Genomic DNA, 13763 nt, shown 5'->3' on the forward strand with positions numbered 1-13763 from the left:
CGGGTTCTCATGGAGGGATTCAAGTGGTGAAGAGAAGACCATATACCATCGCGGCAGTCTTCTTGCTGCCCGCATTTCTTTTATACACGCTCGTGTACGTCGTTCCGATGTTTCAAACCGCCTATCTCTCTTTTTTCAGCTGGAACGGGATTAAGAGCGTTCCTCTGGAATTCGTAGGCTGGGCTAACTACGACGAGATGTTCAATAAACCGGAATTTTACCGCTCCTTGAAAAATATCGGCGTATTCATCATGGGTTCGTTCGTGCTGATTTTACCGATCGCGTTCTCTTTCGCTCTTATTATTACTAGCAAACTGAAGGGTACGAGATTTTTCAAAGTCGCTTTCTTCATGCCGTCCATCCTTCCGCTTACGGCTGTCGGATTAATGTGGCAGTTCTTGCTTAAAGGAGACGGAGGGCTCGTGAATGCCGTGATGTCGGCGCTTGGCATGAGTTCTTGGACGAGGGATTGGCTAGGGGAACCGGCCATTGCGATCTACGTGGTCGTTATCGTAAACGCATGGATTTATTGCGGATTAAATATGATTATTTTCGCTAGCGGACTGGTCGCCATTCCCGAGGATCTGTATGAGGCGGCGGCATTGGACGGAGCGACGGGCTTCAAAAAATTACGGTACATTACGGTGCCGTTGATGCAGGAAACGATCAAAATCTTCTCGATCTTAGCGGTTACGCAATCGTTAAGGGTGTTCGGGCAAATCTTCGTCATGACGAACGGCGGTCCGAACGGGGCAACGGACGTACCGACCACTTTGCTGTATTACGAGTCTTTCAAATACAACAATTTCGGCGTGGGGAACAGTATTGGAACCTTTATTATCATTGCGGCGCTGTTATCGACGGTCATATTGAATCGGTTGATGAGCACCCGTAACGCAAGATAATCCAGATCGGCAGGTGGGAAATATGACAGGCCTCAGAAAGTTGGGCGTCTATAGCTTTTCGGCGATGTGCTCCGTGATCTTGATCTATCCGCTCGTATTCTCCCTGTTGTCTTCCTTCAAAGACAATACGGGAATTTACAGCAGTAAAATATTCGCTTTGCCCGACGTATGGCTTTGGAGCAACTTCAAATTAGCGTTTCAGGAAGCCCATATCCACTACGCCGTTCTAAACTCGTTTCTCTATGCGATTGCCGGCACGGCCGTTACGCTTTTCTTAGGGACGATGGCGTCGTATGTGTTATCGAGATTGAATCTGAAAATAAACGGTTTCGTATATATTTATTTCATTCTCGGACTGATGATCCCCGTGTTTTCTTTGGTCATCCCGATCTCGCGAATGATCGGCAGTATCGGCGGCTTTAACAACTATTTCGTCATGATGGTTTTATACGGCGTATTCGAGTTGCCTATGACGATCTTCCTGATTACCGGATACATGAAGGGCATTCATAAGGAAATCGACGAATCCGCGGTCATGGACGGATGCGGTCCGTTCCGCTTCCTATTTCAAATCCTGGCTCCGCTTGCGATGCCCGCGATATCCACGGCCGGCATTCTGGCCTTCTTCAGCATCTATAACGATCTTCTTTGGAACGTCATTCTCATTACGAATCGCGATATGTACAATATCTCGATGGCACTCATGTCGTTCGTTGGAGAGCGAGGATCGGCTCAGATGGGGCCGACGTTCGCCAGCATCTCGCTGACGATCATTCCGACCGTTGTCGTCTATTTATTGTTCCAAGAGAAAGTCGAAGGCGGCCTGAGCTCCGGTGCCGTGAAAGCATAGGGTTAGAGAACCGAAGGGAGAGAACGTACATGCGATTCAGACAAATCCATCTGGACTTCCACACGTCCGAGATGATTCCGGATATCGGCAAGCAGTTTTCCAAGCAGCAATTTCAAGAGATGCTCCAGGTAGGGCATGTCGATTCGATCACGATATTCGCGAAATGCCATCATGGCTGGGCTTACTTCCCGTCGGAAACGAACGAGATGCATCCCCATTTGGACTTCGATCTGCTCGGAGCCCAGCTCGAAGCCGCTCACGAGATCGGCGTCAAAGCGCCGATCTACGTGTCCGCTGGATTCGACGAGAAGCTGGCGCGTCGCCACCCGGAGTGGCTGATGCGGGACGAGAACGATCAAACGAACTGGGTTAAGGGCTTCATGACGGCCGGATGGCATCAATTCTGCCTGAATTCTCCTTACCTTGATTTGTTGATCAGCCAAGTCGAAGAAGTCGTTCGCAAATACGACGGCGACGGAGTTTTCCTCGACATCGTAGGCGTGCGGACTTGTTATTGTCATCATTGCGTTGCGGATCTAAGGAAGGAAGGCAAAGATCCTCGCAACAAAGGCGACATCGTCGCGTTGGGCGAGCGGGTTTACGCCAACTATACGCGCCGAATCCGGGAAGCTGTACATGCGATTAAGCCGGGACTGGGCATTTTCCATAACGCTGGCCACATTTCCCAAGGACGCAGGGATCTCGCCGCGATGAACTCCCATCTGGAGCTGGAATCGTTGCCGACGGGCGGATGGGGGTACGATCACTTCCCGTTGTCGGCTCGTTATGCCCAATTGCTCGGCATGGATTTCCTGGGGATGACCGGCAAGTTCCACACGTTCTGGGGAGAGTTCGGCGGGTACAAGCATCCGAACGCTTTGCGTTATGAGACGGCGCTAAGCCTAGCGAATGGCGCGCGATGCTCCATCGGAGATCAGCTGCACCCGGGAGGTTTAATGGATCGCGGGACTTACGAGCTCATCGGCGCGGCCTATTCGGAAGTGGAGCGGAAAGAGGCTTGGGTTACGGATACGGTGAATATCGCCGACGTCGCTTTACTGACGTCCGAAGCGGCCGGTGTCGGCATTAGCAATGACAGCTCCATGTTTACGGGGCGCGCCGACGCGGGCGCCGTGCGGATGCTGTTGGAAGGCAAATTCTTGTTCGACGTCGTCGATCTGGACGTTGATTTCAATGCCTATAAAGTACTGATTTTGCCGGATCAAATCGTCGTTGCAGGCAAGCTGAAGATCAAGCTGGACGATTTCTTCAAGCAGGGGGGCAAAGTGCTCGCGACGGGGAAATCCGGATTAGACCCTGAGGGAAAAGGCTTCGTTATCGATATGGGCGTGAAGCACCTCATGGAGAACCCGTATCAGCCGGATTACTTCCGTCCGGGCTTCCAGCTCGCGAACTTAGGGGATGCGGCTCACATCATGTACGCGAAGGGCCAGAAAGTCGAATTAAACGGCGGGACGGAGTTGGGACGCCGCGAGGATCCTTATTTTAACCGCGACGTGTTTTCCTTCTGTTCTCATCAGCATACGCCGAACAGCGAGAAGACCGGCGGCCCGGGGATGGTCGAAAGCGCAAACGGCATCTATATCGCTTGGAACGTGTTCGAGGATTATGCGGTAAAAGGCAGCTTGGCGCATAAGGAGTCGGTGGTCTATGCGTTAAACCGGCTGTTGCCGGGCAAGACCCTTACGACGAACCTGCCCGCGCAAGGGATCGTCACCCTGCAAGTGCAAGCCTCGGAAGGACGTATCGTCAACCATCTGCTTTATGCGTCCCCGGTCAAGCGGGGAGAGGACGTCGAGATTATCGAGGATATTTTGCCGGTGTACGAGGTCTCGGTATCGTTGCGTCTTGAAGGCCGGACGGCGGAACGGGTATACTTGGCGCCGCAGATGACTCCTCTTGACTTCGATCAGAAGGACGGGCAGATCGAATACGTCGTTCCTAAGCTGGAATGCCATCAAATGGTCGTCATCGATCTCGCGAAATCGGAATAAAGGAAACGGGAGGGCATGTTCCATGGAGGAAATATTAGTCGAAGAACATCGCGGCGACTTGTTGGAAAACGTGCATGTAGGTCATATCTGCGGCGTTTCTCAAACCGGAGCCGTGAAATACGTGGTCGGCAATCCGTTGCATAAGACGTTTCTGCGCTCATCCGCCAAGCCGATACAGGCCATTCCCGCGATGATGAACGGCGTTGACGTGCATTATTCACTTGAGGAGCCGGAGGTAGCCATGATGGCGGCCTCGCACCGGGCCGAGCCTATTCATGTTGCCGCGTTGGAGTCGATCATGGCCAAAACCGGAGTACGCGAAGAGCAATTGGTTTGTCATCCGACGTACCCGCTAAGCGCATCCGCCAAGCATGAGCTGATCGCGCATGGAGGCCAAGAAAGACGAATCTATCATAACTGTTCGGGCAAACATCTGGGAGTGCTCGCGTTATGCGAGAAAATGGGTTATAGCACCGAGGATTATTGGCATCACGAGCATCCGGTACAACAAGAAGTTCTGCGTATTATGGCGATGCTGGCCGAGATTCCGCAGGAGGACATCACGGTCGGAACGGATGGCTGCGGGTTCCCGGTAACGGCGCTCCCGCTGCAAAATTTGGCTACGGCCTACTTAAAGCTGGCTTGTCCGGATTTGATTGCCGACGAGGCGGTTCGGGCAGCCGTCGAGAAAATGACCGGCGTAATGAATCGTAATTATCGGATGATCTCCGGCACGGGATTGATTTGTCCCGCTTTGCTTGAAGATGATAATATTGTGGCTAAAGGCGGTGCCAAGGGCGTCTATTGCTTCGGGCTTCGCGAGGAACGGCTTGGCTTTGCCCTCAAGGTCTTGGACGGCTCGGAAGACGAGTGGCCGCTTATCGTCGCTTCCATCCTGGAGCAGATCGGCTATCGTCGGAAAGAAACGATTGAACGGTTGTACTCCTTGTATCCGGTTGAAATCAAGAACGATAACGATCTCGTTGTCGGGCGCAACGAGACCGTCTTCGAACTGAAGTCGGTGTAGAAGACAGAGATTTTCGATCGATAGGAGATGGGATGTCGCTATGATCCTTGAAGTGATTGCAACGACGGTAACGGATGCGCTTGCGGCCGTCGAAGGCGGCGCGGATCGCATCGAGCTCGTGACCGGGCTGGCCGAGGGTGGACTAACTCCGAGCTATGGGCTTATCGAGCAGGTTGCCTATAACGTGAATGTCCCCGTTCAAGTGATGGTCCGCCCGCACGGCCAATCGTTCTGCTACGGTAGCTCCGACGTCAAGACGATGCTCCGGGATATTCGGATTATCCGAGAAATCCGGGACGATATCCGCAGTGAACAAGGGGATTCGCATCCTCGTCTGGGCGTTGTGCTTGGCTGTATAACGCGTGATCGAAAGATCGACATGGTCGTGTTGGAGACGCTGTTGGACGAAGTCGGCGACATGGACGTAACGTTCCATCGCGCCTTCGATGACTTGGTCGATCAGGAATCGGCATACGATACCTTGACACGTTATTCATCGATCCGTAGAGTTCTTACATCGGGAGGGAAGCCTTCGGTGCTCGACGCTGTCGGAACCATCCGCAGACTGGTGGAGTTAAGCCGCGATTCGCATGTGGCTATTCTTGCCGGCAGCGGGTTGACGCTTGAAGCGCTTCCCGAGTTCTGGCGAGACACGGGAATCCGCGAGATCCATTTCGGCACCGGAGTCCGCGGTGCGCGGGGAATTGCCGGGGCCGTAGATAGCGATAAGGTCAGAGCGATCAAGCGGATAGGATAGAGTTAGTTCGACTCCAACATGTAAAACCACAACCCCACAAGGTTGTGGTTTTTGCATTGCCGGCACTGGAAAATTGCTAAACCTAGCAAACAAGAGAGGAATTAAACATATATCCGTAATGGTATACTAGATAAATATAGAAGGGGAAAGTAAAATAAGCTATTTAAGCGGGGGAACAAAAATGGCAAAAAGAAAATGGTCAAATGAAGAAGTCGAAGAGTATCGGAGAACTCGTAAGCAATATCTCTTCTACTATAACAAAGACGATGCTAATTTCCTCGTTCCCAAATCCATTGGATGGGGCTGGACGAACAACTGGGCGCATCCGTATTCTTGGTTGATCATATTAGCGGTTTTAGCGCTCGCCGTACTTCCCACGTATACAAAAAATAATTAATAAAAACCACAACCGCGGAGGTTGTGGTTTTTATTTGCCCGCTTTACTCTTCCGCCGGCGGATCGGCATGGAGCTCGGTATCGGGATCGGTATGCACCCAACGGGTAAATACGACTTCCAAGCCTGCTCGGGTCGGAGCGCAGAGGAAGGGACCAGCCTGCTTCCCGGTCGGGTACGGAAATCGGGCTACCCGAACCGTTCGCCAGCTTTCGTCCTGCGTACGGGCTCTAATAATGACCGCATCCTTCATCCGGGAAGCGCGGATCGTTACTTCCTGGCCTACCCACTCGGGTACGGGAGAGAGCGACCAGTCCGAATAACCGTCGGTTACGACAACGGCAAGATGCGGAACCCCATCATTAAGCTCTACTCCCGCCTTAATCCACTGCTCCCGTCCATGCCAAAGCATAACCCCGGCCTGGTCATACAACTCGGCCAAAGAAGCAAGCCGGAAAGTCACTTCTATCGCATGGCTGTCTTCCCAAGCGGCTAGCAGCGCATGTCCATTGCGATGCTCGAACTCATACAGCGTTTTTTCCCAGTAATCGCTCCCGTGCTCAGCTACGACGATCAGGCAGTCGTGTTGCTCTCTTGCCGATACGGGCGTTGTCGTCCATGTTCCTTGACTCCATGGAATGTTTGAAGACTTCATCGCATTTCTCCTCTCAAGTACAAAATCGCATATCCAATTTTATCATAAGGGCAATCGCTTATCCGACTGGAATTCCGATCGCCTCCTGTCTCGAACCCGCCTTCATAATTCTTTATCTTATTTTATTTTTCTATTACTTCTGGCAGGTATAACAGTGAATAGGGAAAATAATGCAGAACAGGATGGGAGGAAGCCTCGTGAGCGATTGGAACACCAATGAAAGTATGCAGGAAATGTATATGTTCGAGACCTCGCAACAAATCGAGATGCTGGAAACGATCATTCTCGAGAACGAAAAAACGAACGGCTTTGCGATGAGCACGATCAACGAGATATTCAGAATCATGCATACGATAAAAGGCTCTTCCGCGATGATGTTATATGAGAATATCGCAACATTAGCTCACCATATCGAGGATCTCTTCTATTTAATCCGTTCGGAGAACAGGATCTCCGTGGATTACGCCCTCATGTCCGATCTGTTGCTGGATTGTATCGATTTCATTAAGGTCGAGCTGGAGAAAATCAGGAATGGCGACAGCTTGGATGGCGACTCTTCCGTTCTAGTCGAACAAATCAAGGAGTTCCAGGCCGGCTCGATGAAAGAACCGGAAGCCGCGAGTCATTATCAAGCTACTATTTTCTACGAAGACGGCTGCGAGATGGAGAACGTACGAGCGATCACCTTGATTCGCAACTTGAAGGAAGTCTGTCAAGAAGTCTCTCACGTTCCCGAAGACTTAGGAGACCACGAGCTAAGCGTACAACTCATCCGCGCAGAGGGATTACGGCTATTCTTCAGCACGGAAAGAACGTACGAAGAAATATTCGATGTGTTTATGAAAGCAAGCTTCGTACAGGATTTCGAACTGAAGGAACACAAACTCCCCGCGGATTCGATTGTCGAAGCGTCGGAAAATAAGGAGCTTGGCGGCAAACCATCCGAAGAGAGTAATCTTTCCTCGCAACAAAGCATGTTAAGTGTACACGTCTCTAAATTAGATCAATTAATGGATTTGGTCGGAGAGATGGTCATCGCCGAAGCCATGGTTACGCAAAATCCCGATATCTTGGGGTTAGAGCTGGAGAGCTTCCAGAAAGCAGCCAGGCTTCTGCATAAGATTACCGGCGAGTTGCAGGATATGGTCATGTCGATCCGCATGGTTCCGATCGGTTCGACCTTCCAGAAGATGCAAAGAATCGTGCGCGATATGAGTAAAAAGCTGGACAAAGAAATTCAGCTCAGCATCGTGGGCGAAGAAACGGAAGTAGATAAAAATATTATCGAGAATATATCGGACCCGCTCATGCATCTCGTACGCAACGCGATGGACCATGGAATCGAATCGGGAGAAGAGCGGACTGCCAAGGGGAAAACCTCGATCGGCAACTTAACCTTGGAGGCGAAGACGGCAGGCAGCGAGGTGCAAATCGTCGTAAGGGATGACGGAAAGGGGTTGAATAAAGCTCACATCTTGCAGAAGGGGATGGAGAAGGGCCTCGTTCACAAGCCCGAAAGCGAGATGAGCGACAAAGAAATCTATAATCTCATTTTTCTTCCGGGGTTTTCTACCCAAGAGAACATTACCGAGTTTTCCGGCCGGGGAGTAGGGATGGATGTCGTGACCAGAAATCTGACCGCCATTAGAGGCTCGATCTCGGTCGAGAGCGCGGAAGGAGTCGGTACCGCGATTACGTTGAAGATTCCCCTTACGCTGGCCATCATCGATGGAATGAACATCAAGGTAGGAAGCTCTTGCTATACGCTGCCCACCGTAGCCATTCGAGAATTTTTTAGACCGGCCGAACAGGATATTATTATCGATCCCGAAGGGAACGAGATGATCATCGTAAGAGGACGATGCTTGCCGATCTTGCGTCTTCATCATCAATTTAACGTGGATACGTCAATCAAGATGATGTCCGAGGGCATTCTAATCATCCTAGAGGAGGATGAACGGGCTATGTGCGTGTTCGCGGATAGCTTGCTCGGTCAGCAACAGGTAGTCGTCAAAGCGCTGCCTGATTACATAAAGAGTACCCGGAATATTAACGGATTGGCTGGGTGTACTTTGTTAGGCAACGGAAGCATTAGTCTCATCCTTGATGTTGGAGGGCTAATGGATGGAAGTAAGGCGGAAGAGATTATTCAGGCATAGAAGGGAGTTTCTCCAATGCATGCGACAAACAATGTGATAGATAGTTTGCAAGAAGAAGATACTCAGAAAGGGAAGTATTTAACGTTTTCCTTGGGCGACGAGTATTACGCGATCGAAATTAAATACGTAACCGAGATCATCGGTATGCAGCCGATTTCCGAAGTCCCGGAGCTTCCGGAATACGTAAAGGGAATCATTAATTTAAGGGGCAAGATTATTCCCGTGATGGATGTCAGGCTGAGGTTCAAGAAGCCGGTAGTCAGCTATAACGATAGAACTTGCGTGATCGTGATCGAAATCTCCGGCATATCGATCGGATTGATCGTAGATCTCGTATCGGAAGTCATGGTCATCCCGGACGACGATATCGTTCCTCCCCCTGAGGTAAGTCAGAGCGGCAATAAATTCATTAAAGGGATCGGCAAGGTAGGCACAGATGTGAAGTTGCTGTTGGATTGCGACAGGCTGATTAACGAAAACGAGATCAATCTACTGGAGGAATCAATATGAGATGGTTCAGCAATCTAAAAATTAGCATGAAGTTAATATCCAGCTTTGTACTTGTCGCTCTAATAGCGGGCGTCGTAGGAATAATAGGGATCATGAATTTGAAGAAAATCGATACGAATTACACGGATTTATATATTAATTATGGCGTCGCAAGCAACGATATCGGGAAAATCTCCACCCTCTACCAACGTTCGCGCGTCAATATTCGCGGATTATTGTTAGAAGAACCGGGCGCGGACCTCAGTAAATACACAAATACGATTAACGATATTAACCAGCAGATGCCTGAGTTGCTGTCGAATTTCGAGAAATCGCTCCAGTCGGATAAAGATAAACGAACTTTCGCCGCTTTGAAATCCAATATGGCGGATTATCGGCCATTGGAAGCCAAAATTATCAACTTGGCATCGGCGAGTCAAGTTAAAGAAGCATTTACGTTATTAAAATCGACTTCGGAGCTCACGACATCGATCAACGACCAAATACAAGAGCTTTTCGATTCGAAGGTCGTCGACGGAGACAGAGAGTCGGTGAATAATACGAAAACTACGAACAACACAGTCGCCACGATGATGATCATTATTGCCGTCGCGATGCTTGTCGCGATCGCCTTAGGTTTGACTATCTCCCGTATGATTAGCAATCCAGTTAAGAGATTGGTAGGGGCTGCCAACAAGCTTGCCGAAGGCGATCTGGACATCGAGATCGAGTCGAGAACGACGGATGAAGTCGGGATTCTATCTTCCGCGTTTAAGAAGATGACGGATAACTTAAACGACGTCATGGCCAATATCGCATCCGCGGCCGAACAAGTAACTGCCGGTTCGAAGCAAGTATCCGAATCTAGCGTAGCCCTTTCTCAAGGAGCAACCGAGCAAGCAAGCTCCGTAGAGCAATTGACGGCTTCGCTGGAAGAAATATCGGCGCAAACGACGCAGAATGCAGGTAATGCGAATCAAGCGAACGAAATCGCGGAAACCGCTAAGAAAAATGCGATCCAAGGGAACGAACAAATGAAAGAAATGCTGGAAGCGATGGACGAGATCAACGAATCGTCCAATAGCATCTCCAAGATCATTAAGGTCATTGACGAAATCGCCTTCCAGACGAATATTTTGGCGCTGAACGCGGCAGTAGAAGCCGCAAGGGCCGGGCAGCACGGTAAAGGCTTTGCGGTCGTTGCGGAAGAAGTAAGAAACCTTGCCGCGCGTTCCGCTAACGCGGCTAAAGAAACGACCGCGATGATCGAAGGCTCGATCAAGAAGGTAGAAGGCGGGACTAAGATTGCTAACGAGACGGCCGCAGCGCTTAACCGGATCGTAGACGGGGTCGCTCAAGTCGCTACCTTCGTACACGAGATTGCCAATGCTTCCAACGAACAAGCCGTCGGGATTTCGCAAATCAATCAAGGGATTATCCAAGTGTCGTCCGTCGTCCAGACGAATTCGGCAACCTCGGAGGAGAGCGCGGCCGCAAGCGAAGAATTATCTAGCCAGGCTGTCCTACTCAACGAACAGGTTACCCGTTTCAAGTTAAGGAGACAGTACCGCGCTCAAGGGCCGAAAAGCTATGAAGAATTCAGCCCGGACATGCTCAGAATGCTTGAGAACATGAGCAACAATAAGGGGAGTCGCCTGCTCCTCGATCAAGGATACGAGGAGAAGACAGCTCCCAAGTACAGAATCAACTTAAGCGATCAGGAATTCGGTAAGTACTAATTAGCAAGCCGGAACGGTTACATGTCCATAGGGAGCCTGCGGGCTCCCTAATAGAGATAGCAGCTTAGGCGGGTGTTAGAGCATGATTACGATTACGAATCAGGAGTTCAAGCAGATTGCCGATTTTATCAAAGCCCACTACGGCATTTATCTGAAGGAAGAGAAGCGCGCTCTGGTCACCGGCAGACTGCAGCAGGTGCTGGTAAAGAGGAACATGAATAGCTTCACCGATTATTTCGATTATCTGGTCAACGATAGGTCGGGGGAAGCCATTACCACGCTAGTGGATAAGATGACGACCAATCATACGTTTTTTATGAGAGAGGCGGCGCACTTCCATTTCTTCCGCGACCAGGTGCTTCCCTTTTGGATTCATGCCATTAAGGATAGGGATTTGAGGGTTTGGTCGGCCGCTTGCTCTTCGGGCGAAGAGCCTTATACGTTAGCCATGATTATAGATGAATTTCTGGGAAAAGAACAAGCATCGTGGGATTCGAAAGTATTGGCAACGGATATTTCGAATGCGGTATTAGACGTCGCGAAAGATGGCGTCTATAGCAACGAGAAGATCGAGCCGCTGCCTAACCACTGGAAAATACAATATTTTAATAGGCACGATGCGGATCATTCCGTTCTAAACAATCGAATTCGAAATCAAGTCATTTATCGAAAATATAACCTCATGGACAAGTCGATTCCGTTCAAGAAAAAGTTTCATGCGATATTTTGCCGGAATGTTATGATTTATTTCGACAATGAAACGAAAACCGAGCTCATCGATAGATTATATGACATGATGGAGTACGGCGGTTACTTGTTCGTAGGACAGTCGGAGTCGTTAAATCGCGACACCACGAGATTTAAATACGTGATGCCCGCCGTATATCGAAAGCTATGAAGGGGCTCTTGGAGCGAAAGAGGTGAGCCGATGCATACGCCCGCGCGAATTAAAGTTCTCGTTGTCGATGATTCCAATCTGTTTCGAGAAGTGCTCTCTCGGGCATTTTCATTAGACCCGGCCATTACGGTCGTGGCAACCGCTGCCGATCCATTCGAGGCGCGGGATAAAATTCTTGAGCATCATCCCGACGTGATGACCTGCGATGTGGAGATGCCCAGAATGAACGGTATTGAATTCATACGAAGGCTGCTTCCGCAATATGCGATTCCGGTTATCGTCGTGAGTTCCGTAAGCGAAGCGGTGTTCGATGCGATGTCCGCCGGCGCGGTCGACTTCGTCACCAAACCGGATATGAAATCGCCCCAAAGTCTGCCCCGATTTATTCAGGAACTGATCGTTAAGATTAAGATAGCTTCGAAATCGAAGGTTTTGCTAAACGAGCCCGCGGCTTCGGATACGAAGAATCCAATAGAAGTGCGATCCGAAAAAACGAGTTTGATAGCGATAGGGGCGTCTACGGGAGGAACGGAAGCGATATACGCTATCTTGAAGAACCTTCCGCCGACCCTACCGGGAATCGTTATCGTTCAACATATTCCCCCCGTCTTTTCCAGAATGTTCGCGGATAGGCTGAATGCTCAGACTTCCCTTCAGGTGAAGGAAGCCCGGACGGGGGACTACGTGAAGCCGGGTTGCGTTTATATCGCCCCGGGGGATAGACATCTGAAGGTAAAGCGAATGGGTACGGAGTATAGATTGGAATGTTATGAAGGAGAAAAAGTGAACGGCCACTGTCCATCGGTGGATGTCTTATTCGATTCGGTTGCCAAGGAAGCCGGCGATAGCGCGATAGGGGTACTCTTAACCGGTATGGGTTACGATGGGGCTAGGGGACTTCTTGTGATGAGAAGAAAAGGGGCAAGAACGATCGGACAGGATGAACAATCGTCCGTCGTATACGGCATGCCTAGGGTTGCTTACGATATCGGTGCCGTAGAGAAGCAGGTTCCGTTAACTCATATTCCGCAGCTGCTTCGATCTCTAAGTTCGCAGGCCTAGCATCGGGCGGATCAGTCGACGAATTTATAGCCTGCTCCCCATACGGTCTTAATATATTGACGTTTGGGGTCCATTTTTAAGCGAATGTTCTTGAGATGTACCGTAACGGTGTTGAGGTCGCCGATTTCATTCATGCCCCAGATGGCATCGTAGATTTGTTCGCGGCTTAATACCCGATTTTTGTTTTCAACCATATACGCGAGGATTTGGAACTCCTTCGTCGATAATATAATTTTCCGATCGTCGACTATGACATCGTAGGTATCTTTATTTAACGTTAGTTTCCCCGACTGAAGCATCGCATTTTTATCGATTTCTTTTTTCTTTCTCGTTTCTCTGCGAAGGTGAGACTTGACGCGCGCGATCACTTCGTCCACGCTGAACGGTTTTGTAATATAATCGTCGGCGCCTAACTCCAAACCGATAATTTTGTCTATCTCCCTGTCTTTGGCGCTAAGGAAAATAATAGGTACGGATATGTCGTCCCGTATCCTTCTGCAAACGTTCAGCCCATTCTGATCCGGCATCACGATATCCAATAAAATCAACGATAATTCGGGATCATTCGCTTTCATGATCGCTTCGTTACCGTTCATGGCATATGTAGTCAAATATCCTTCGGACTCGAGCGTTTTTCTTAGTAGAAGGATAATATCCATATCATCGTCCGCAATGAGTATTTTTTCTTTGCCCACGGTCGTTCTCCTTGATTCAATATAAAAATAATTTTACCATAATTGCACATTATTAAGGGGAAAAATGCTATTTTTTTGTCGAGAACGATAGATTTATGTCGAAAATTAGCATTAAAAT

13 protein-coding genes are annotated in these 13763 nt (G+C 49.7%); 11 read left to right on the plus strand and 2 right to left on the minus strand.

What is annotated here, in order from left to right; all coding sequences use genetic code 11:
• Positions 1-26 precede the first annotated feature (26 nt).
• The 6 genes from D7Z26_RS18810 (at position 27) to D7Z26_RS18835 (ending at position 5951) form a co-directional block, all read left to right on the plus strand.
• A complete protein-coding gene (locus D7Z26_RS18810) occupies positions 27-905 on the plus strand; it encodes a carbohydrate ABC transporter permease (protein ID WP_233567048.1) in 879 nt (292 codons plus the stop codon).
• 22 nt (positions 906-927) lie between these two features.
• Positions 928-1755, plus strand: a complete 828-nt coding sequence (locus tag D7Z26_RS18815; protein WP_120978565.1) for a carbohydrate ABC transporter permease — start codon at positions 928-930, stop codon at positions 1753-1755.
• A gap of 29 nt (positions 1756-1784) precedes the next feature.
• Entirely contained in the window at positions 1785-3770 is a 1986-nt protein-coding gene (locus D7Z26_RS18820) for an alpha-amylase family protein (RefSeq protein ID WP_120978566.1), read from the plus strand.
• A 22-nt stretch (positions 3771-3792) separates the two neighbouring features.
• On the plus strand, positions 3793-4797 hold the full coding sequence (locus tag D7Z26_RS18825; protein ID WP_120978567.1) for an asparaginase: 1005 nt from the start codon (positions 3793-3795) through the stop codon (positions 4795-4797).
• Between the two features lie 40 nt (positions 4798-4837).
• Positions 4838-5554, plus strand: coding sequence for a copper homeostasis protein CutC (locus tag D7Z26_RS18830; RefSeq protein WP_120978568.1), 717 nt, complete (start codon positions 4838-4840; stop codon positions 5552-5554).
• Between the two features lie 181 nt (positions 5555-5735).
• Entirely contained in the window at positions 5736-5951 is a 216-nt protein-coding gene (locus D7Z26_RS18835; protein ID WP_120978569.1) for a DUF5808 domain-containing protein, read from the plus strand.
• Between the two features lie 43 nt (positions 5952-5994).
• On the opposite strand, the gene D7Z26_RS18840 is transcribed toward D7Z26_RS18835, so the two are convergent.
• A complete protein-coding gene (locus D7Z26_RS18840) occupies positions 5995-6603 on the minus strand; it encodes a DUF1349 domain-containing protein (protein WP_120978570.1) in 609 nt (202 codons plus the stop codon).
• Positions 6604-6800: 197 nt separating this feature from the next.
• Here D7Z26_RS18840 and D7Z26_RS18845 point away from each other — a divergent pair, with 197 nt between their 5' ends.
• The 5 genes from D7Z26_RS18845 (at position 6801) to D7Z26_RS18865 (ending at position 12950) form a co-directional block, all read left to right on the plus strand.
• The gene (locus D7Z26_RS18845; protein ID WP_199731737.1) at positions 6801-8762 is read left to right on the plus strand and encodes a chemotaxis protein CheA; all 1962 of its coding nucleotides are present in this window, start codon (positions 6801-6803) and stop codon (positions 8760-8762) included.
• 15 nt (positions 8763-8777) lie between these two features.
• Complete coding sequence (locus D7Z26_RS18850) at positions 8778-9272, plus strand: chemotaxis protein CheW (protein ID WP_120978572.1); 495 nt, start codon at positions 8778-8780, stop codon at positions 9270-9272.
• Positions 9269-10990 (plus strand): methyl-accepting chemotaxis protein, encoded by a 1722-nt coding sequence (locus D7Z26_RS18855; RefSeq protein WP_120978573.1) that lies wholly within the window; start codon positions 9269-9271, stop codon positions 10988-10990. The genes D7Z26_RS18850 and D7Z26_RS18855 overlap by 4 nt, the downstream gene beginning before the upstream one ends.
• Before the next feature lie 82 nt (positions 10991-11072).
• Positions 11073-11888 carry a CheR family methyltransferase gene (locus tag D7Z26_RS18860; RefSeq protein ID WP_120978574.1) on the plus strand — a complete coding sequence of 272 codons (816 nt, stop codon included), beginning with the start codon at positions 11073-11075 and terminating at the stop codon, positions 11886-11888.
• A 30-nt stretch (positions 11889-11918) separates the two neighbouring features.
• Entirely contained in the window at positions 11919-12950 is a 1032-nt protein-coding gene (locus D7Z26_RS18865) for a protein-glutamate methylesterase/protein-glutamine glutaminase (RefSeq protein WP_120978575.1), read from the plus strand.
• A gap of 11 nt (positions 12951-12961) precedes the next feature.
• Here the strand turns inward: D7Z26_RS18865 and D7Z26_RS18870 are convergent, their stop codons facing one another.
• Positions 12962-13645 (minus strand): response regulator transcription factor, encoded by a 684-nt coding sequence (locus tag D7Z26_RS18870; RefSeq protein WP_120978576.1) that lies wholly within the window; start codon positions 13643-13645, stop codon positions 12962-12964.
• Positions 13646-13763: the final 118 nt, after the last annotated feature.

This window comes from Cohnella endophytica, from assembly GCF_003628305.1.
In the GTDB taxonomy this organism is placed as follows: domain Bacteria; phylum Bacillota; class Bacilli; order Paenibacillales; family Paenibacillaceae; genus Cohnella; species Cohnella endophytica.